This window comes from Veillonella rogosae JCM 15642 (genome assembly GCF_002959775.1).
Taxonomy (GTDB): Bacteria; Bacillota; Negativicutes; order Veillonellales; family Veillonellaceae; genus Veillonella; species Veillonella rogosae.
On record NZ_PPCX01000004.1, the window covers coordinates 21,948 to 42,259 of the forward strand.

Sequence of the window (20,312 nt, forward strand, 5' to 3'; positions counted from 1 at the left end):
TAATGTAAGGGTTGAAACGATGATTAATATACGAAAGCTAGAGAACGAATTATGGGAAGCTGCAGATGCATTACGTGCAGGCTCTAAACTAACGTCAAATCAATATTGTATGCCTGTTTTAGGTCTTATCTTCTTACGCTATGCGTATAGTCGTTTTAAACTTGTTGAGGCTGAAATTTTAAAAGATAGACCTATGCGTAATGGTCGCGTTATGCCTGTAGAAGCTAGTGACTTTAAGGCTAAAAGTGCCCTTTATTTACCAGTAGAAGCACAATATGACTATCTTCTTAATTTGCCAGAGGATATCAAAGGTGCAACTTTAACTAGTAAAGATGGTCAAGTTATGACTAGCCTTGGTGAAGTAGTCAATAATGCCATGGCTTTAATCGAAGAGCAAAGTACACAACTTACAGGGATATTGCCTAAGAATTATACAGACTTTTCAGACGAACTATTAGCCGAAATCCTTCGTATCTTTAATAACTCTGCCCTTGATGAAGTAGGTGGAGATATCATTGGGCGAATCTATGAGTATTTCTTAAACAAATTTGCTAAGAACATTGCTTCCGATGATGGTGTATTCTTTACGCCTAAATCTCTAGTTAAGATGATTGTTAATGTTCTTGAGCCAATTCATGGTACGCTATTTGACCCTGCCTGCGGATCTGGTGGTATGTTCATTCAATCTGGTGACTTTGTTAATTCTCATGGCATGAATGCAAATAGTGCGATGACATTTTATGGTCAAGAAAAGGTAGAGTATAACGCTCAACTTTGTTTAATGAATATGGCCGTTCATGGTTTAACTGGTGTTATTAAATCAGGTGATGAAGGCAATAGCTTTTACAATGATGCTCATCAATTAGATGGTCGCTGTGACTATATTATGGCTAATCCTCCATTTAATGTAGATAAAGTTAAATCTGAATCTACACAGGCTGCGGGACGTTTGCCATTTGGTATGCCTGGTATTAATAAAAATAAGGAGATTGGTAATGCCAATTATCTTTGGATTTCTTATTTTTATAGCTATCTAAATGATACAGGTCGTGCTGGTTTCGTTATGGCGTCCTCTGCTACGGATAGTCAAGGTAAGGATAAGGATATTCGTGAAAGCCTAGTTAAAACTGGTGCTGTCGATGTAATGGTGAGCGTTGGTAATAACTTCTTCTATACAAAATCCTTGCCATGTTCCTTATGGTTCTTTGATAAAGCAAAACCAGAGTCCATAAAAGATAAGGTACTATTTATTGATGCCCGTAATTACTATACAGTTGTTGATCGTACATTAAACGAATGGACAGAATGGCAATTAAAGAATTTAAATGCTATCGTTTGGCTCTATCGTGGGGAAGTTGAGAAATATACAGAACTGCTTAATGAATATCGCCAAGTATTAGGTGATGATAAAACCTTTGCTGAACATATAGAGACTCTTTCTGAACAAGTGAAAGCTATTGAGGTAGAAGGTAAACAAGCTGTTGCTGATGCGGGTCGAGGTAAAGGCAAAAAAGTTCAACAAGAATACGATGAAAAGGTAGAAGCTATTAAAGCAACATTAACCATTGCTCAAGAAGCTCAATGGTTATATGAAAAATTTGGCGATGGTGAATATCTAGACGTCCCAGGTTTATGTAAGGTTGCGTATATCACAAATGAAGCTAAAGGTGACAATGAGGGTGTAAGCATCGAAGATAAAGGGTGGTCCCTCACACCAGGTGCTTATGTTGGTGTAGCCCCTGTAGAAGATGATGGTGTTAACTTTGAAGAACGCATGGCTGAAATACATGAAGAACTATTAGTATTACAACGAGAAGCTAATATACTCATGGAAACTATCTCTAAAAATATGAAGGAGATGGGGTTATGAGTTGGAAAAAAGTTAAGTTTGGTTCACTGTATAAAATTGACTCTAGAAATGGCCTAACAAAACCCAGTAAGGTGCGTGGTGAAGGTTATAAAATGATTAATATGGGTGAATTATTTTCTTACGATCGAATTTATGATATACCAATGGAATTGGTTCCTTTGACAGATTCGGAAAAGATTAATGCAAAGGTTGAGGTTGGTGATCTACTATTTGCTAGACAGTCTTTAGTTTTAGAAGGGGCCGGAAAATGTAGTATTATAATGGAAACATCTGATTTAACGGTGTTTGAATCTCATATTATACGTGTTCGATTGAAATCAGAGGAGAATCCACTTTTTTACTATTATTATTTTAAATCACCGTTATCTCCAGTTTCAACTATTGTTAGTCAATGTGCACAGGCAGGTATTCGAGGGAGTGATTTATCAAATTTAGAAGTGATATGTCCTAGTAGAGACATACAAGATAAGATTGTTGATATACTATCAGCTTATGATAACCTCATTGAAAACAACCAAAAGCAAATCAAGCTCCTTGAGGAGGCTGCACAGCGTTTATATAAAGAATGGTTTATAGATTTACGATTTCCTGGGTATGAAAATGTGGAAATTGTAGATGGGGTTCCAGAAGGTTGGCAGTATAAAAAGGTATCATCATTTGGATCGGTTATTACAGGTAAAACACCTTCTACAGCGAAAAGTCAATATTATGGTGGTGAAGTACCTTTTATTAAAATACCAGATATGCATAAAGGTATTTTTCCTTTAGTGACAGAAGTTACGCTATCATTAGAAGGTGCAAAATCTCAAAAAAATAAATTTATACCTAAAAATAGTATTATGGTGTCTTGTATTGCTACAGTTGGTCTTGTAAATATTTCTATAGAAGATTGTCAGACTAATCAACAAATTAACTCTATAGTTTTAGCTGATGAAAGGTCTTTATATTATCTATATTTTGCTATGAAGGATTTGAAATCTTTGTTAGATGGTGTTGGTAGTAATGGGGCCACTATGACAAATGTTAATAAGGAGAAGTTTAGCAATTTATCAATTTTATGCCCTAATACTTTATTACTAGAAAAGTATTATGAATATAGCAAGCCATTGTTTGATAAAATACTTAATTTAAGTAAAAATATAAATTGTTTAACTGAAGCCCGCGATCGTTTACTCCCTAAGCTTATGAGTGGGGAAATAGAGGTGTAAAGGAGGTGTTCCTATGAGCCATGATTATTCTGAAGAGAAACTAGTTCAGGATAGTGCTTGTGATGTGCTACAGAATAAATTGGGGTGGAAAGTTGCATATGCATATAATACTGAGCAACTCGGAGTAGATGGCACATTTGGTAGGACTAGTTATAAAGAAGTCTTATTGACCAGAGAAATACGCAAGGTCCTTAAACGACTAAATCCTTGGATTAATGAACAACAAATTATAGAGGCGATTACTAAATTAACTCGTAGAATATCAACAGCATCCTTACTACAAATTAACGAAGAGAAATACAACTATCTTCGTGATGGTATTCCTGTAACAGTTAAGCGTTCTGATGGGAGAACAGAGATTAAAAAGGCTGCCATTATAGATTTCAATAATGCACGTAATAATGAATTCTTAACGGTAAAGGAGCTTATTGTTTATGGTGATTTGTATAATCGGCGAGCAGATATTGTTGGCTTTGTGAATGGTATTCCTTTGCTGTTTGTTGAGTCGAAACGGCCGGATATAGATGTACGAAATGCGTATGAGGGTAACTATAAAGACTATCTAGATACCATTCCACAATTATTTTATTACAATGCCTTTGTAATGCTTTCTAATGGTTTAGAGGCGAAGGTTGGTACTGTTGGTAGTAAATATGAATTCTTTCATGAATGGAAGCGGCTAGATGAAGATGAAAAAGGAAGTGTAGCTTTTGAAACTATGCTTCTTGGTATTTGTAATAAGGAAAATTTTCTTGATTTGCTAGAGAATTTTATCCTCTTTGATCATTCTGACGGTCGTACTGCTAAAATATTAGCTCGGAATCACCAATATTTAGGTGTAAATAAGGCGGTAGAGGCGTATGCTGATAGAAAATTAAGAGCTGGTAAACTTGGGGTCTTTTGGCATACACAAGGTTCTGGCAAAAGCTATTCTATGGCTTTTTTTGCACAGAAGATACGTCGCAAGATGGCATGTTCACCAACCTTTGTAGTGCTTACAGATCGAGAAGAGCTGAATACACAAATCAGTGATACCTTTGAAAATTGTGGCATTCTTGGTAAGGATAGTAAGGCAAAACAATGTATTGCCACTAGTGGTGAGGATTTAATTAACAAATTAAAGGGGAATCCTAGTTTTATCTTTACATTGATTCATAAGTTCAATAAATCTGATGTAGAGCCGATTTATCCTGATCATGACATCATTATCATGTCTGATGAGGCCCATCGTAGTCAGTATGGACTGTATGCAGATAATATGATGAAACTATTGCCAACAGCGGCCCGTATTGGGTTTACTGGTACACCATTACTTTCATATGATAATATTACAGAACGTACCTTTGGTGGCTATATATCGGTCTATGATTTTAAACGAGCTGTTGAAGATGGCGCTACGGTGCCATTGTATTATGAAAATCGTGGTGCTAAGCTAGATGATTTACAAAATCCAGAGATAACTGATGAGATTCTTGATGCTATCGAAGCAGCAGATTTAGATAGCGCACAACAAGAGAAGTTAGAGAAGGAATTTGAAAAATCAATTCATATTCTTACTGCTGAGCCAAGACTTCGCTCTATTGCTAAGGACTTTGTACGACATTATTCCGATGTGTGGACTAGTGGTAAAGCCATGTTTGTGTGCTTAAATAAAGTTACCTGTGTTCGTATGTACGATTATGTACAGGAATATTGGAAAGAAGAGATTAAGCATCTAAAAAAACAAATTAAAGCATCGACACAACAAGAAGCACAAGAACTAATACGCAAACTAAAATGGATGGAAGAAACGGATATGGCTGTTGTTATCAGCCAAGAACAAAATGAAATTCAAACATTTAAAGCTTGGGGTCTAGATATTGAAACACATCGACGGAAAATGGTAAAACGAGACCTCGATAAAGAGTTTAAAGATTCAGATAATCCATTACGTATTGTGTTTGTATGTGCTATGTGGCTTACAGGCTTTGATGTTAAATGCTTGTCCTGTTTATATCTAGATAAACCATTAAAAGCACATACCTTAATGCAAACAATTGCTCGTGCTAATCGTGTTAATGAAGGAAAGAGCAATGGTTTAATAATTGATTATATTGGTATTGTAGACGCACTTAAAAAGGCGTTGGCTGAATATACTGCAAATGTTGGTAATCATGATGGCGTAGATCCGACCATCGATAAAGAGAAGCTCGTTTCTCGCATACTAGAATTAATCAATATGGTAATATCCTTTTTTAAACAGAAGGATATATATATAGAAGATTTTTCTGATGCTAAAATTAATGCTTTTGATAGATTATCTAATTTAAATAAGGCCGCCAATGCTGTCTGTGATACTGTAGCAGATAAACAAACCTTCACTGCTTGTGCATCAGAGTTGCATAAGTTGATGAAATATATTGAGCGTGATGATATTTCTGTGGATACACGAAGAGTGTATGAGACCATTGCAGCAATACATCGGATGTTAAAGCCTAAGCGCCGAGATGTAGATACTACTGACTTGATGGTTACTATTAATGCGATTATTAGTGACCATATAGGGATGAAAGAATCTCTAGGGCAAACAGAAGATGCAGTCGGTTCAGCGTATATAACTCGTATTGATATAAGTGCTATCAATTTTAATATTCTGCGTAAAGAGTTTACGAGGGTCAAACATAAGAATTTACTATTCAATGATTTAGGTGATTTTATTGAACGTAGTTTGGATAGACTGGTAGCAGCTAATCCTAACCGTAGAGATTACTATGAGCGCTATAGACAAATTATTGAAGAGTATAACTCTGGAAAAGACCGTACTAATATAGAAAAAACATTTGAAGCATTAATACAGTTAGTAAAAGAGTTAACGGAAGAAGAATCCCGCTATATCCGTGAAGGATTTACCACTGATGATGAATTGGCTATCTTTGATTTGTTAACAAGAGGCAATCCTAATAAAGCAGATATTAAGAAAGTAAAAGCGACTGCTACAGAGATGTATACCAAAATAACAGAAGCAATTTCTAAGATGGATCACTGGACGGATAAAGATGAAACAACAGCAGAGATACAAAATCTAATTCGTGATATCCTTTGGAGAGAACTTCCAGAAAGCTATGATGAACAACAAATAGAAGTTTGTCGTGGAGATGTCTTTGAGTATGTATATACTAGATTTGGGTATATGGCATAGGATTTTATAGTTTTAATATATTTTGATAGTATATTAAAATATTAATAAGAGGCTACTTACGTAGCCTCTTTCCTTTGTATAAATGGAGAACAAGGCTTATGTATTTAAGAAATCTTTCTAGGAGGACACTATGGATTTAAAAGAAGTCAACTTACTTTCAAAAGAAATAAGAAATAAATATTTTGAACTAGAAAAAGAGATACATGGTTCTGTTTGGTCAGTAGAAGAAGATGCATTGGCATTCTTAACTGATGCGGGCTTAGTGGGGCGATTGACTATGGATAACCAAGGTCGGTGGCCTAGTGCAGACAAAGAATTGTTACCATCTAAAATCGGCGAATGTGTATGGTGGTTAGCAATCCTCGCGGAACGCATGGATCTAAGTTTTGAGGAATGTGTAGAAATGTTTCTTACTGAAAGATTAAAAGATCTGAAGTAAGTTTATAATAGTCAAGATACTACTCTTAACCCTCATGCGTGCAAAAGTCCCTAAAGAGTGATACAATATAGATTATATATTCATTTTTAGAAAAGAGGCTATTATGGAACGGATTCAAGATCTTGTGTACACACATGTGCAGGGTGGCCAGTTTAGATGGGTCACTGTCAGCACATTGATGCTCGCATTGGGCACGATATTGCATTTGGTGAGCCCTAGTGTGGCTGGGGTAACGCCGAACTGGACGATTGCTACGTACTGCGTAGCTATTTTATTGACTCGTCCAAGTTTGAGTCAAACGTTGGGGATTGGCCTTGTAGCGGCCCTCATCAATGTTTTGACATCTAAGTCAGCATTCCCTTATGGCAACTTGTTGTCTGAACCAGGTGGTGCGTTGACAGCAGCTCTCGTGACGCGCGCTATGTTGTCCGTGAAGTTCCGTAAAATCGGTGGCTTTGATTTAACGCCAATCCTATCTGGCTTCTTAGCGACTGTTGTATCTGGCGGTATCTTCGTTACCATCTTGTGGAAAGTATTGGGCTTACCAGACAATGTATATATGTATGGTATGTGGCCGATGGTTCTTATCGTAGGCGCTTTGAACGGTGCCATTACGCCAATCTTGTACATTCCGGCGCAACGTCTATTCTCTAAACGAGGCATGTTGCCGAGTGCAGAGGAATTGGGCTCCGATCACAGTCATTTGACAATCTTGCCTGAGCGCCAAGCTAAGATTTCCATTGAACACGTAAATTACTACCATCCTAAGGCGACTACACCATCTCTTGAAAATATCAATCTCGATGTCCATGATGGTGACTTCCTCGTTGTGACAGGTCCTGCAGGTTGTGGTAAAAGTACTCTTTGCATGGCTATGGTAGGGGCTGTGCCTAAATTCTACGGTGGCCGCCTTGAAGGCATGGTGTTCGTAGATGGTAAAGCGACTACACAAATGGAAATTCCAGAGTTAGCGAACCATATCGGTGTGGTTCTCGCTGATTACGACACTCAACTCGTAACGATGACAGTTCGAGAAGAAGTAGCCTTTGCCATGGAAAATCGCGGTTATGACCGTGACACCATCAAAGCACGTTCTGAAGAGGTGTTTGCACAAGTTGGTCTTATCGGCTTAGAAGATCGCAAAATTACTAGTCTATCCGGTGGTCAACGCCAACGTTTGGCGATCGCTTCCGTATTGGCTACGAACCCAACTGTTCTTGTTCTTGATGAACCAACTAGCTCCCTCGACCCAGATGGGACTGCCGAATTATATCGCCTCGTAGGTGATTTAAATCAAAAACACGGTATTACCGTTGTCGTTATCGACCATGACTTACACGCTGTATTGCCATATGCAAACCGCATGGCTCTCATGGTGGATGGCTCTATTGCTTGTGATGACGATGTGCCAACTACGCTTCGTTACATGTACGAACACAATATTCACGTTGATGCGTTGCCATCCGTGTTCACCACGTATATGGAACTTGAACAAGCGGGCTTCCACAGCGATGAGCCTTGGCTCAGCATCGAGTCTGCTATCAAGGGCTTGCACCAAATTGAAATGGCTCATGCCATTCAAACTGAGGTGCATAGTGAAAGCAACTCTGCCAATAACCAAACAAATACTACTGCAGTAGAAGATAGAAAACCTATTCAACGCGTTGATGATGTACAAGGAAAGGACGGTGGCGCTCATGCTTAAGGTTGAAAATATCCGCTTTGGCTATGTGCCATCTGTAGACATCTTCCGTGATGTGACTTTCACCATCGAAGGGGGCGAATATATTGCCATCGGTGGTCGCAATGGTTGTGGTAAAACGACTATCACTCGTTTGCTCGTTGGTCTTGAAAAGGCGAACGAAGGTCGCATGTACTATAACGGCACGAATATTACGTCTATGCCGCCATCTAAACGGGGTCAATTTATTGGTTATGTATTCCAACAACCAGATCGCCAAATGTTCAGACCAACAGTAGCCACAGAGGTTGCCTTTGGTCCTGAATCACTAGGTCGCAGTAAATCCGAAGTGAAACGCATCGTTGATGAAGTGTTGGAGCGTACAGGTATCGCTCACTTGCGTGAAGCCTATCCTCCAACATTGCGTCGCGGCGAAAAGCAACGCGTTGCTATCGCTTCTGCACTAGCAATGCAATCAAAAATCCTCATCCTCGATGAACCAACAAGTGGTCAAGATGGTAAGGAAACTAAAGAGTTGTTAGCTCTATTGCGTCAACTTAATCAAGAAGGCATTACGATCCTTCTTATTACACATGATATGGAAATCATGGCTAGCGAATGTAGCCGTGCACTCATCATGGGTAACCAAACCGTTGCCTTTGATGGCAGTCCAGAAGAATTATTCAAGAAGTCTACGGATGAATTGCAAGACCTAGGTCTTACAAAACCGCCAAGTGTGGAACTTTCACTAGCGGTACCATCCCTAGGCTATTGCAAATCCATGGATGAATTGAAATCTAAGTTAGTGGCTCAGTTGAGCGGAAAATAGGAGGGACATATGGAACGTTTAGTACCGTTAACAAAAATCTTGATGACCCTCGCCGTATCCGTGTGGGCCATTCTATTGCGCGACTGGGCATCGTTATTGGCTTTGGTCGTTGTAGAGCTGGGCGTGTTATTTGTAGCTGGTTTGCTATTTAAACAACATAAGGCAGTGTTGGCTTTGACTAGCTTTGCTGTATTCCTTGGTGTTATCCAATTCCTTGGTAGCGGCGATGTAACATCTGCCATCGTATCCGGCTTGCGTATGCTTGCGATGACACTTGTATTCATTTGCTTATTAGCAACTACAAAATTGCAAGACCTTACAGCAGCGCTCGTAACACAATGCAAAATTCCTTACGAATATGCATTTATGTTCACTGCAGCACTTCGCTTTGTGCCTGATTTCATTGCTGAAAGCCATGCTGTACAAGAGGCACAAGCATGCCGTGGTTTATCCTTAGAAGGCAACTTCTTGAAGCGCATGAAATCTTACGCATCTGTAATCCAACCATTGCTTTTAAAATCCTTGGGTCGCTCCGAAACAATGGCGCTGTCCCTAGAACTACGCGGCTTCGGTGGACCTACACATAGCTTTGCCGCATCTGTAGGATTGAAAACTGTGGACTATGCTGTGATTGGTGCTTTGATTGTTATTACAGTGCTTTTATTTCTAGTAGTTTAATCTTCTCATATATTTACAATTAAAACTTAAATACATAAACTGAGTGGTAAAAATTGATGTTTTTACCACTCAGTTTTGTTGTATTGGGGATATAGAAGTAAAATATGCAATTTTTACTTCTTAAAAATGCAGAAATGTGAAATGGTATGTACTATGAACAGTTTATCCTTTTTCTTGCGTATGTGTGCTCTTTTTATATATTATGTTAAATAGAAATAATGTTTTTTAGGATATCCACAATTTTGAGGAATACTTATGAGTGAATTAGTAATACGACCAATTACAAAGGATGATATAGCATCTTGTTTAGATATTTATAATTACGAGGTTGTAAACGGTGTAGCTACCCTTGATCTTGAGCCACGTACGTTGCCAGAGTGGCAGGCGTGGTATGAGGCTCATCAAACGTCTGAGCACTGCATTTTTGTGGGCCTTATAGATGATGTAGTTGTAGGCTATGCATCGCTTTCACCGTATAGAACAAAGGATGCTTTCAAAAGTACCGTCGAATTATCTATCTACATTCATCAAGAGTATCGCGGCAAAGGCGTGGCGTCTAAATTGATGGCCCATATATTAGAACATGCTAAACAAACGGAAACATTACATACGGTGGTATCTGTCATTACGGCAGGAAATGCAGCTAGTACGGCGCTACATGAACGGTTTGAATTTACTTACTGTGGTCTAACACCGCAAGTTGGTTTCAAACATGGTAAATATCAGGATACCGAAACATACGCATTATTGGTATAATAAAACGTAGATAATAATACATATATAAACTAGATATATTAATTGATATGTTAATCAGATATATTAATAAAGTACAGATGAAAGATAAGGGTTCGCTACGGGTTAGGGCGAATAGGGTGATTGAATGAACATGAAAGATGAACGACAGTTCGTTGGCTATAGCAAGTATCGCAGCCGACTTGTGGACGGTCATGTACATACAGAATTGTGTCCCCATGGTAGTGGCGATCGCACTGCGTTGATGATTGAAAAGGCCATCGAGTTGCGCATTGAAAAGGTGTGTCTCACTGAGCATGCACCATTGCCTGCGGGATTTGCTGCTGAATACGGTGGCGATAAAAAGGCTTATAACACGGCGTCTTTGAAATTGAATCAAGTAGATTCCTATCTAGAATTAGGCCGTCAATTGCAACGTGCTTATGGCACGCATATCGACATCTCCCTTGGCTTTGAAGTGGATTACATTCCAGGCTTTGAGACGGATATTCAAGAGTTCCTTGATCGCTACGGTCCGTTGACGGATGATAATATTTTATCTGTTCACTTTATGGAAGGCGTTAATAATGCCTTTTATTGCTTAGACTACAGCCCTAAAGAATTTGAGCGTGGCTTTGGTCCGTGGATTCAAAAGCAATATGAGTTATATTACAAATATTACTCTACTGTGCGCCAAGCCGTGCGCGCTGACCTCGGTGAATATACGCCAAAACGAATTGGTCACTTTGATTTGATCAAGAAATACCAACACCACTTTGGTTTTGAGCGGCACTTGGATCGCCGCAATGCGCAGGTGGTAAGCGATATCTTGCATATTATGCGCGTACAAGGGCGCGAACTAGACTACAACATGAGTGGCTTCTTCAAAGCAGATTGCCGTGAAATGTATCCAAGCCGCTTCATCCAAGGCATGGCAGCCGTTATCGGTGTGCCATTCGTACTTGGCTCTGATGCACATAGCGTGGCAGATATAGAAAAAATTTGGGGATAATTACAAAAGGTCTATACTTGGCTCTGTTCTATGTAACATATGGGTGAAAGTATAGGCCTTTTTTATATATTACCGTGATTTAGATGCACAGAATCGTTAAGTATTATAGGAGATAATATGAATTATAGTGCTGGAACATATATAATAATTTGCGTATTTTTCATATACTTATTCGATGTTTTTAAAGTGCAGTCTTTTCGATTAAATAATATTGATTTAAAGAAGAGTGTAGCAATTAAAATTTTTCAGTTAATAAAAGGTCTCGCTGTGGTAGCATATACTGTAATTTCTTGGGGACAGACCTTGTGGGGGACAAGAGTATTCGCAGTAATCTTTTTATTGGCAGTATTAGGTGATATTTATTCTAGAAATAAAGTTGCTAAAGCGGTTACAGATTTATCGGCTTCTGAAAAAGAACGTTTATGCCGTTCTGCTAACATGCTTTATCTTTATTTCATTCCGTATATGCTAGTCTGTATGACTGTAATTGTTTTTATGAATTTTTAATGTATTAGCTAATTAGGCATTTTAGAGGAACAGAACGTATGGAGATAATACTTAAAATCCTAACCCTTATTATGTTTATTGGTATACTCTATAATAGTAGACAACGCAAGAAGTATGATGAATGGAAGGAAAAGGAAAATCAAGCCATATATGATTTGGGCCAGATTTTGGCGTGTGACAGAGCACAAGCTAAGTTTGTAATCGATCAACTAGGACGTTATGCAGTACCCATTGATGTGGTAGTTGCCCCCATGTCTGTTATCTCTATCCATGGTGAAAGTATGAATGGATATTCCTTTTCTTATAATGAATTAAAAGGCTGTTTTACTTTAAATGATAAGTTTGAAATAACAAATTTGATTTATAATGATGTAGATCTTCTACATCAGGGTGTGTTTGCCCTATAATCTCAATACCTTGTCCCAAGTGGCCGCAGAGGCAGCCTTCGATGATCAAGCGTTTTTGGCGAGAACAGTATCTCAAAATGCAGAGGAACGAGTTAAATGGGAGGCTCTATTTGATGAGCTAGGAATTCACTATTACAAGAGCGAAGCGAATTTTATATTCTTTGAGGCTCCTGATGCGGATGCAGATGGCCTTGCTGATGCGTGGCTAATAGAAGGGTATCAAGTGCGCCGAGGTCAACGAGAAGGTTGGTTGCGCCTTACTATTCCGATGGCTCAAGATGGAGATGTAATGCGTCACATATTAAAACAATTTGTGAATAAATAAATGTAGAATCTATCATATATACTAATAATTTAACCGTTTTGATATCGAATTTCATTCTATAGAATGGAGTTTAGCTTTTACGCAATCTATAGGCAGGACTTTCTTTTTCCTTTGACGAATATATATATCGAAAACAACGTGAATGCGTGAATGTTTGAGCCCTAGTATTTTCTCTAGGGCTCATTAAGGCGGTTGAAAGGAGTTTATTATGATTGCCATTATAGATTATGACGCAGGGAACACATTTAACGTCCAGAAAGCTTTTGCCTACATCGGCCTCGATGCAGTGCTAACAGCGGATCCTGAGGTTATATTAAACGCTGATGGCGTTCTCTTGCCAGGTGTAGGCGCGTATGCATCGGCAGTAGCAGTTCTAAAAGAACGTGGCTTAGTCGATGTACTTCATGAAGTAGTAAAGCGTGAAATTCCACTATTAGGCATTTGTTTAGGTATGCAATTATTATTTGAGGAATCCGAAGAGTACGGTCCAACTCCAGGTTTAGGTCTTATTCCTGGCAAGGTAAAAGAAATTCCTCGCGATCTTGGTCTCAGTGTGCCTCACATGGGCTGGAACAAGAATGTAGTTCATCATCAAGATAGTCCTTTTAGTAATGTAGACGATCAATATACTTATTTCGTTCATTCCTATTATGTAGATACAGATCCTGAATATATCATTTCCACAGCTAACTATGGTATCGATGTACCTGGCGTAGTTGAACGTGGCAGAGTGTATGGAATGCAATTCCATCCTGAAAAAAGTGGTATTGTAGGTCTGAATTTGTTGCGTACGTTTGGTAATATTACAGAAGCTTACGCAGACTCAAAAAAATAGGAGGACGACTGAATGTTAGCAAAACGTATTATCCCTTGCCTTAGCGTGGCGAATGGCCGCGTACAGAATGGCGTACAATTCCGTGATATGGTTGACGCAGGGGATCCAGTAGAATGTGCAGAACGTTATGAAATACAAGGCGCAGATGAGCTTGTATTATTAGATATTACGGCTACAACAGAGGGTCGTAAAACTTTCACAGATATGGTTCTTAAATCCTCTGATAAGGTATTTATGCCGCTTACTGTTGGTGGTGGCATCACCTCTGTTGAGGATATGACAGCTCTTATGAAAGCTGGTGCTGATAAGATTTCCATTAATACCGCCGCTTTGGCTAATCCATCCCTTATTACAGAAGGGGCTAAAAAGTTCGGTAACCAAGGCATCGTTGTATGTCTTGATGTAAAATATAATCCTTTTGATAAGGTATGGTATGCATATGGTCATGGTCAGGTAGGTGAATCTGGACAGCGTAGAAATGCTCTTGAATGGGCAAAAGAGGCTGTAGAACGCGGTGCAGGTGAATTGTTGGTTACAAGCATCGATAGACATGGCACAGGCATTGGCTTTGATATTGAATTATACCAAGCATTAGCCGAAGTAGTAGATGTTCCTGTAACAGCTTTCGGTGGTGCAGGTAATGTACAGCATTTTGTGGATTTATTTACAAAAACGAATGTAACAGGTGCCCTTGCTGGCGTATTGTTACACAATAAAGTGTTAACTATAAAAGATATTAAGAAGGCTCTCCACGAAGCTGGTATCGTGGTAAGACTATAGATATAAACTATTTTTCTACACTTATTAAGGCGTTCTCCTATGTGGAGGATGCCTTTTTGTTATGTCTTTAAGTTATAGAGGGCTTTCAAAATGACTAAATAGTAGTTGACACTCTCATGATTAGTTATACAATGAAAGTGTAAGTACTAACATTTTTAGAAGCCAAAGTGGCATGGAAACATAAGTTTTATCAGAATTTTCATATACTCCATGTCACGAAACAAATGGAGGTGTTTATATGGTTATGAATGGTATTTACTTAGTTATTGCCTCCGCGTGTATTCTGATTCTAGCATACCGCTTTTATGGGGCTTTCATAGCGGCTAAGGTGTTGACCTTGGACCAATATCGTCCGACGCCGGCTATGATTCACAACGATGGTCACGATTACGTGCCAACTAACAAATGGGTAACCTTTGGTCATCACTTTGCAGCCATTGCAGGTGCAGGCCCTCTCGTAGGCCCAGTTATTGCAGCCCAGTTCGGGTATTTGCCTGGTGCCTTATGGATCCTTATCGGCTCCGTATTAGCCGGTGCTGTACATGACATGGTTATCTTGTTCGCTTCAGTTCGCTATGACGGTAAGTCAATCGCGGATATTGCGCGCGAAGAAATCAGTAAACTAGCTGGTTTCGGTGCTATGCTTGCTACCTTGTTCCTATTGGTTATTACCCTCGCTGGTATGGCCGTAGTAGTAGCCAACGCATTGCATAACTCTCCTTGGGGATTCTTCTCCGTATTCGCTACAATTCCAATTGCTATTTTTATCGGTATTTATTTAAAATGGTTGCGTCCTGGTAAAATCCAAGAGGCTACTATCATTGGTGTAGCGTTAATCTTCGTAGGCATTATCTACGGTCCTAACATCGCAGCTAGCGAATATGCTTCTTGGTTCACATACGACTTGCAAACTATTGAAATTATGCTTGCTGTGTATGGCTTCTTTGCAGCAGCATTGCCAGTATGGTTATTGCTCGCTCCTCGTGATTATCTATCTACATACCTTAAAATCGGTACAATTGGCGCCTTGGCTCTCGGTATTATCATCGTAATGCCTGAAATCCAAATGCCAGCTGTTACTCCATATATCTGGGGTGGCGGTCCTGTATTGAAAGGTTCTGTATTCCCTTACATCTTCATTACTATCGCATGTGGTGCGTTATCTGGTTTCCATACAGTAATTGCTACAGGTACAACACCTAAAATGCTTACTAATGAAAGAGAAATCTTACCTATCGGTTATGGTGCGATGTTAACAGAAGGTTTCATCGCTATGATGGCGTTGATTGCAGCCACTGCATTGCATCCAGACGATTACTTTGCTATTAACTCCACAGTAGAATCCTTTAAAGCACTAGGTCTTCAAGTACATGAATTGCCAGCATTGTCCGCAATGGTTGGGGAAGACTTGATGCATCGTCCTGGTGGCGCCGTATCCCTTGCAGTAGGTATGGCTCATATCTTCTCCAGATTGCCTAACATGGATCACTTGATGGGTTACTGGTATCACTTCTGTATCATGTTCGAAGCCTTGTTCATCATGACTTTGATCGATGCTGGTACTCGCGTAGGTCGTTACTTACTTCAAGAATTATTAGGTCATTTCCATCCTAAATTCAACGACCAACATTGGGCTCCTGGCGTATATGGTTGTGCAGCTTTAATTTGTATCTTGTGGGGCTACCTAGTTCTACAAGGTAACATCGGTATTATTTGGCCTCTATTCGGCGTATCTAACCAATTATTAGGTACTATGACATTGGCTGTAAGTACTACAGTTATTATGCGACTTGGCCGCAAACGCTATGCATGGGTTACAGGTATTCCATGTATCCTAATGGCTATCGTTGCTATTGCTGCAGACTTTGAAAACGTATTTAACAGCTATATCCCAGCTGGTAAATGGATCCTAGTAGCATTCAGTGCTGCCATGTTCCTCATGATCCTTATCGTATTAGTAGAAGCAGTTCGCAGCTGGATTCGCTTGTCTAATATCCCTCAAGACTATCGCACTCAAGAAGAAATTGAAGCTGAAAGCCTTGTAAAATACGGCAAAGGCGTAAAAGCGTAATTTCCTTAACTTGGGCGTCAATTCTTAAGCTATTAGCATTAGGTTGATGGGGCCCAACTTTAACTCGACATTTAAATTAAAAAGCGTTGTCTATACCTTCTTCGCTCCAAAGCGAGCTAAGTCGCTCATACGGTATAGGCAACGCTTTTTATTACGTTTAGTAAACATTAGTCCCATCAACCTATGTATACCTTGAAGTCTCATATATGACGCCCAATGTGACTTGAAATGTACGTAAATAGATATTTAATTTTACTGCTTTTCCCTTAATGCTTCAGAGCCTTATTATTAGCATTTAGAGAATAATTTTATTTTGATTGGACATCTTTATAACTAATGTTATGAAAAGGAGAGCCTATACCGGATAAGCGACTTAGCTCGCTTTGGAGCGAAGAAGGTATAGGCTCTCCTTTTCAATCTAAGTGTAGTAATATAACAAGACCAATCAAAATAATACTTACATCCTCAACATGATATAATAAGGCTATGAAACATTATATACGTTCCTATTGGACAAAATATAAACAATTGTATAAGAAGGGCCTTAAAGGCATTGCAGCTTTTCTTGCCATTGGAGCGATCGTTTTCTTTGTATTGGCTACCATTGCTAGTCGCGGGATGGGCGTTATCTTTAACGAGGTTATGGCCCGCCAGACCATGATGCGCGGTACTGTTACTGTCGAAAGTTTATCTGCCACGCCGTGGGGGACGCTATCCTTTACTGATTTAGTATGGACGGATCCCGATGGGCGAAAACTAGTAACAGTTCCTAGCGGTAAGATACGAGTTAACATGTGGGATGTGGTGACGCACAACTTTAAAGCCTCCGCTATTAATGGTATTGAGCTAGATGATGCGGTCATCGTCGTCGATTTGGATGAAAACAACCGAATCGATTTTGTTCCACCATCGCCTGATGTAAAGAAGCCTCTTAATGAGGTAGCGCCACGCCCTAAGGTACCTAGAAAGACTACTCAAGAGCGACAAGAGGAGTTAGGTAAGCGGGTGCGAAACTTTAATTGGGAGGGCCAACATTTAGATCTAACAATTAAGTTGCGAAACAACCAACTTGAGATTTTTGATCGCAATCGTCACTATGTGATGAAGGATGTAAATGCTAGGATAGTCCTAGATAGTAATCGTGCTATACATATTGATATGGAGACTGGTAAATTTGGCGGCACTGCTATTGGTGATGGACTTGTTTTAAAAGGTAGAGTAGACTTAAAAGATGTGCTAAAACATCGCATGCCTCAGCTGGATTTACAGTTTGATGTGAAAGGCGTAGATCCATCATCCCTTGGATTCGGTGAGAATATCCACGATGCCATGACCTTGCTCACAGAGGTGACGGGTGACTTTAACAGACCTTTTGCTAAAGGTCGGGTAACGATGCCTATATTGCGAATTCCTGCATTGACCTTTGATAATGTGGTAGGCGATGTGACATACCAAGATGGTATATTGAACTTCTCTAACGTCAATGCCAATGTGTTCAACGGGAAACTAGAGGCGAAAGGTGTTTATAATTTGGACACTCGTGCCTATACGATTACTGGCGTAGCAAAGGATTTAGACAGCAGTGTAGCCCTTAAGACGCCAGAGTTTCTTGTGCCTGTATCTGCTAATTTGAACTTTAAAAGCGAAGGCATGCCTCGTGATATGGAGGTGTGGGGTAATTTCTGGTCTGGTGAAGGTCACTATATGCTCATACCTATTCAAAGCATTACAGGGAACTTTCACAATAAGGGGCGTCATCTCTCCTTTAGTGATGTGAAAGTAAATACGAGGGTCACTACAATTTCCACGAATGCGTTGCGTATTGATGATGGGCAGCTCACGATGGGGCCACTCAATATTACGTCCCACGGGGGCAGTAATTTTATTCTCTATGATGAAGACTCATTTGATGATCTAGATGAGAATATGGACCAAATTAAAGAGGGCATGAAGCAAGCTAGTGAAAATAGTAAGCGTGCCTCGGAATCGGCCAAAGGTCTTAAAGATGTCAAGATTCCTGACGATGTAAAAGGATCTATTAAAGATTTGAAACGACAAATGGATTCCGTAAAAGATAGCGTTGAAAGTATTAAAATTAATTGATAAATGAAATATAAATGATGTTTACAATCTTTCATTGGGTGTTTAAGTGATAGGTTTATAATAACTCTCCGTTATCAGAATTTTTGATAAAACACATTTTAGTATTCACGGAGGTTTTTATGAAAGTATCAAAACAATTCTCTATCGTTTTGGCTGCATCTGTACTTGCATTAGGTGTTGCTACACTAGCACCACAACAAGCAGACGCTTCTTATGGCTATAAATATACTGATTCCCAACGCCCACCAGTATCCACTCCAACAGGTTATGTTAATCCATCCATGGGTTCGACTGTAACAGTTACAGATCCTGCACCTACTACTAATACAAACAAACTTACAGCACCTGTAACTAATAATAAAACTGTAACTATTGAAAGCGTTAACACTACTAATGTGGCCCCTAAATATTCTGATTACAATGATATTGCAGCATACTCTGTAGCAATGGCTGATTATTTCATGGCGAAGATTATGGCTATTTATGGCAATGGTAATACATCACTTAACCGCTATGGTTTTGGCAAATAATTAATTTTGAAATAGTCATTTTTAGTTACTTTTACAGAATAAAAAGGTCCCTTATGGACTGTACACCCTAAGATTATATCTAATGGGGGAGCAGTCCATTGGGGACCTTTTGTTGTATGTCTGTGAATTAGCGATCTAAGCCGCTTGGACGTTGGTATTCAGACTTTTCTGTAGCCTCTGTATTTGTTGTAGTTGCAGAGTCTTTAGCCAATGTTTTTTTGATTTTAATAAGCGGTTTTTCTGTCGCTTTTGGATCTTCTTTTTTCTTTACGTCCTTTTGGGATGGCGGTAAGAAGGTGTTGAGTTCATTCTTATGAGATACCTCTGTGTTTGTAGTGGATGCCAATTGTGCGCGTTGAGGAGCGATGAAGATTTCGTCCTTTGTAATGTTTACTTGGTTCAACAATAATTTGAATACTTGTGGTTTTACAAAGATAGTTCCGTCTACCTTGCGAGCTGCTGGTAAGAAGGATTCAGATGTATCAAGGTTGATAATCTTTAATTTGCCATGGCGTACTACTTCAGCAGAGTCTGGTTGGATTGCTAGTGTAGCGATATTCATATCTACCAATGCTGTCTTAGTAGGTTCATCCCAAGCTACTTTATAGCCCAATGCTTCAGATACTTGGCGCAATGCTACGAGCGGTTGGCCGTCTACATAGATTACGTTTTGCTGACCATTAATAGGCTCAACTACCTTGCCATCTACATTAATGTGATGTTGTGTTGTTACAGATACAGGTTTCTCAAGGTTCATCGCGGGACCAGGATTCTCCATGCCAATAGCTGCTTGGGCAGGCTGTGCAACGCCAAATGTGAAAGCTAGTGCAGCTACAGCGATACTAGATAAAATAAGCTGTTTTAATTTCATAAGGGACCTCCATAAGGTGTTATATTTCTTTGAATGTATTAACGTTACCAAATGTATATGAAAATTTTATTATAAACTTAAATTTTATGCAATTAATGTAAGTGTATATCTTATTCATTTATTAATAGTTTTAATTAGACTATATTTAAAATAATTTTATACTTTACAAGAAAACTTTAATTATGTTATTCTGATGATACGTATTTCATGAATTTGTCATGATTGGTGTTGTTAGAGTATGTTTATAGGAGAGTTT

18 protein-coding genes are annotated in these 20,312 nt (G+C 39.1%); 17 read left to right on the forward strand and 1 reads right to left on the reverse strand.

Features of this window, described 5'->3' with window-relative positions; translation table 11 throughout:
* Positions 1–19: 19 nt before the first annotated feature.
* The 17 genes from VRHSUH09_RS02260 to VRHSUH09_RS02340 all read left to right on the forward strand — a co-directional run bounded on the left by VRHSUH09_RS02260 (position 20) and on the right by VRHSUH09_RS02340 (position 19,185).
* Positions 20–1,870, forward strand: coding sequence for a type I restriction-modification system subunit M (locus tag VRHSUH09_RS02260; RefSeq protein ID WP_105081251.1), 1,851 nt, complete (start codon positions 20–22; stop codon positions 1,868–1,870).
* Positions 1,867–3,078 carry a restriction endonuclease subunit S gene (locus VRHSUH09_RS02265; RefSeq protein ID WP_105081252.1) on the forward strand — a complete coding sequence of 404 codons (1,212 nt, stop codon included), beginning with the start codon at positions 1,867–1,869 and terminating at the stop codon, positions 3,076–3,078. The genes VRHSUH09_RS02260 and VRHSUH09_RS02265 overlap by 4 nt, the downstream gene beginning before the upstream one ends.
* Before the next feature lie 13 nt (positions 3,079–3,091).
* Entirely contained in the window at positions 3,092–6,256 is a 3,165-nt protein-coding gene (locus VRHSUH09_RS02270; protein WP_105081253.1) for a type I restriction endonuclease subunit R, read from the forward strand.
* A 130-nt stretch (positions 6,257–6,386) separates the two neighbouring features.
* Entirely contained in the window at positions 6,387–6,695 is a 309-nt protein-coding gene (locus VRHSUH09_RS02275; RefSeq protein WP_105081254.1) for a nucleoside triphosphate pyrophosphohydrolase family protein, read from the forward strand.
* Positions 6,696–6,798: 103 nt separating this feature from the next.
* The gene (locus tag VRHSUH09_RS02280) at positions 6,799–8,400 is read left to right on the forward strand and encodes a tryptophan transporter (protein ID WP_105081255.1); all 1,602 of its coding nucleotides are present in this window, start codon (positions 6,799–6,801) and stop codon (positions 8,398–8,400) included.
* On the forward strand, positions 8,393–9,205 hold the full coding sequence (locus VRHSUH09_RS02285; RefSeq protein ID WP_105081256.1) for an energy-coupling factor ABC transporter ATP-binding protein: 813 nt from the start codon (positions 8,393–8,395) through the stop codon (positions 9,203–9,205). Before VRHSUH09_RS02280 ends, VRHSUH09_RS02285 begins: the two co-directional genes overlap by 8 nt.
* A 9-nt stretch (positions 9,206–9,214) precedes the next feature.
* Positions 9,215–9,883, forward strand: coding sequence for an energy-coupling factor transporter transmembrane component T family protein (locus VRHSUH09_RS02290; RefSeq protein ID WP_054748310.1), 669 nt, complete (start codon positions 9,215–9,217; stop codon positions 9,881–9,883).
* A gap of 255 nt (positions 9,884–10,138) precedes the next feature.
* The gene (locus tag VRHSUH09_RS02295) at positions 10,139–10,639 is read left to right on the forward strand and encodes a GNAT family N-acetyltransferase (RefSeq protein ID WP_054748309.1); all 501 of its coding nucleotides are present in this window, start codon (positions 10,139–10,141) and stop codon (positions 10,637–10,639) included.
* A 124-nt stretch (positions 10,640–10,763) separates the two neighbouring features.
* Positions 10,764–11,627 (forward strand): histidinol-phosphatase HisJ, encoded by an 864-nt coding sequence (gene hisJ / locus VRHSUH09_RS02300; RefSeq protein ID WP_105081257.1) that lies wholly within the window; start codon positions 10,764–10,766, stop codon positions 11,625–11,627.
* Between the two features lie 117 nt (positions 11,628–11,744).
* Positions 11,745–12,134, forward strand: a complete 390-nt coding sequence (locus tag VRHSUH09_RS02305; protein WP_105081258.1) for a hypothetical protein — start codon at positions 11,745–11,747, stop codon at positions 12,132–12,134.
* A 38-nt stretch (positions 12,135–12,172) separates the two neighbouring features.
* On the forward strand, positions 12,173–12,541 hold the full coding sequence (locus VRHSUH09_RS02310) for a hypothetical protein (protein ID WP_105081259.1): 369 nt from the start codon (positions 12,173–12,175) through the stop codon (positions 12,539–12,541).
* The gene (locus VRHSUH09_RS02315; protein WP_054748301.1) at positions 12,531–12,866 is read left to right on the forward strand and encodes an aminotransferase class I/II-fold pyridoxal phosphate-dependent enzyme; all 336 of its coding nucleotides are present in this window, start codon (positions 12,531–12,533) and stop codon (positions 12,864–12,866) included. The genes VRHSUH09_RS02310 and VRHSUH09_RS02315 overlap by 11 nt, the downstream gene beginning before the upstream one ends.
* A gap of 208 nt (positions 12,867–13,074) precedes the next feature.
* Positions 13,075–13,701: an imidazole glycerol phosphate synthase subunit HisH gene (gene hisH / locus VRHSUH09_RS02320; protein ID WP_054748299.1), complete on the forward strand. Its 627-nt coding sequence runs from the start codon at positions 13,075–13,077 to the stop codon at positions 13,699–13,701.
* Positions 13,702–13,713: 12 nt separating this feature from the next.
* On the forward strand, positions 13,714–14,481 hold the full coding sequence (hisF, locus tag VRHSUH09_RS02325) for an imidazole glycerol phosphate synthase subunit HisF (protein WP_105081260.1): 768 nt from the start codon (positions 13,714–13,716) through the stop codon (positions 14,479–14,481).
* A gap of 238 nt (positions 14,482–14,719) precedes the next feature.
* On the forward strand, positions 14,720–16,552 hold the full coding sequence (locus VRHSUH09_RS02330) for a carbon starvation CstA family protein (protein ID WP_105081261.1): 1,833 nt from the start codon (positions 14,720–14,722) through the stop codon (positions 16,550–16,552).
* Between the two features lie 486 nt (positions 16,553–17,038).
* Positions 17,039–18,655, forward strand: a complete 1,617-nt coding sequence (locus tag VRHSUH09_RS02335; protein ID WP_105081262.1) for an AsmA family protein — start codon at positions 17,039–17,041, stop codon at positions 18,653–18,655.
* A gap of 119 nt (positions 18,656–18,774) precedes the next feature.
* A complete protein-coding gene (locus VRHSUH09_RS02340) occupies positions 18,775–19,185 on the forward strand; it encodes a hypothetical protein (RefSeq protein ID WP_054748296.1) in 411 nt (136 codons plus the stop codon).
* Positions 19,186–19,312: 127 nt separating this feature from the next.
* Here the strand turns inward: VRHSUH09_RS02340 and VRHSUH09_RS02345 are convergent, their stop codons facing one another.
* Positions 19,313–20,056, reverse strand: a complete 744-nt coding sequence (locus tag VRHSUH09_RS02345; protein ID WP_054748294.1) for a stalk domain-containing protein — start codon at positions 20,054–20,056, stop codon at positions 19,313–19,315.
* Between the last annotated feature and the right edge of the window lie 256 nt (positions 20,057–20,312).

Coding starts and splice junctions, on each gene's coding strand:
- hisJ (WP_105081257.1), top strand. CDS start 10,764: ATGAACATGAAAGATGAACGACAGTTCGTTGGCTATAGCAAGTATCGC.
- VRHSUH09_RS02295 (WP_054748309.1), top strand. CDS start 10,139: ATGAGTGAATTAGTAATACGACCAATTACAAAGGATGATATAGCATCT.
- VRHSUH09_RS02330 (WP_105081261.1), top strand. CDS start 14,720: ATGGTTATGAATGGTATTTACTTAGTTATTGCCTCCGCGTGTATTCTG.
- VRHSUH09_RS02285 (WP_105081256.1), top strand. CDS start 8,393: ATGCTTAAGGTTGAAAATATCCGCTTTGGCTATGTGCCATCTGTAGAC.
- VRHSUH09_RS02270 (WP_105081253.1), top strand. CDS start 3,092: ATGAGCCATGATTATTCTGAAGAGAAACTAGTTCAGGATAGTGCTTGT.
- VRHSUH09_RS02345 (WP_054748294.1), bottom strand. CDS start 20,056: ATGAAATTAAAACAGCTTATTTTATCTAGTATCGCTGTAGCTGCACTA.
- VRHSUH09_RS02310 (WP_105081259.1), top strand. CDS start 12,173: ATGGAGATAATACTTAAAATCCTAACCCTTATTATGTTTATTGGTATA.
- VRHSUH09_RS02290 (WP_054748310.1), top strand. CDS start 9,215: ATGGAACGTTTAGTACCGTTAACAAAAATCTTGATGACCCTCGCCGTA.
- VRHSUH09_RS02340 (WP_054748296.1), top strand. CDS start 18,775: ATGAAAGTATCAAAACAATTCTCTATCGTTTTGGCTGCATCTGTACTT.
- hisF (WP_105081260.1), top strand. CDS start 13,714: ATGTTAGCAAAACGTATTATCCCTTGCCTTAGCGTGGCGAATGGCCGC.
- VRHSUH09_RS02260 (WP_105081251.1), top strand. CDS start 20: ATGATTAATATACGAAAGCTAGAGAACGAATTATGGGAAGCTGCAGAT.
- VRHSUH09_RS02280 (WP_105081255.1), top strand. CDS start 6,799: ATGGAACGGATTCAAGATCTTGTGTACACACATGTGCAGGGTGGCCAG.
- hisH (WP_054748299.1), top strand. CDS start 13,075: ATGATTGCCATTATAGATTATGACGCAGGGAACACATTTAACGTCCAG.
- VRHSUH09_RS02265 (WP_105081252.1), top strand. CDS start 1,867: ATGAGTTGGAAAAAAGTTAAGTTTGGTTCACTGTATAAAATTGACTCT.
- VRHSUH09_RS02305 (WP_105081258.1), top strand. CDS start 11,745: ATGAATTATAGTGCTGGAACATATATAATAATTTGCGTATTTTTCATA.
- VRHSUH09_RS02335 (WP_105081262.1), top strand. CDS start 17,039: ATGAAACATTATATACGTTCCTATTGGACAAAATATAAACAATTGTAT.
- VRHSUH09_RS02275 (WP_105081254.1), top strand. CDS start 6,387: ATGGATTTAAAAGAAGTCAACTTACTTTCAAAAGAAATAAGAAATAAA.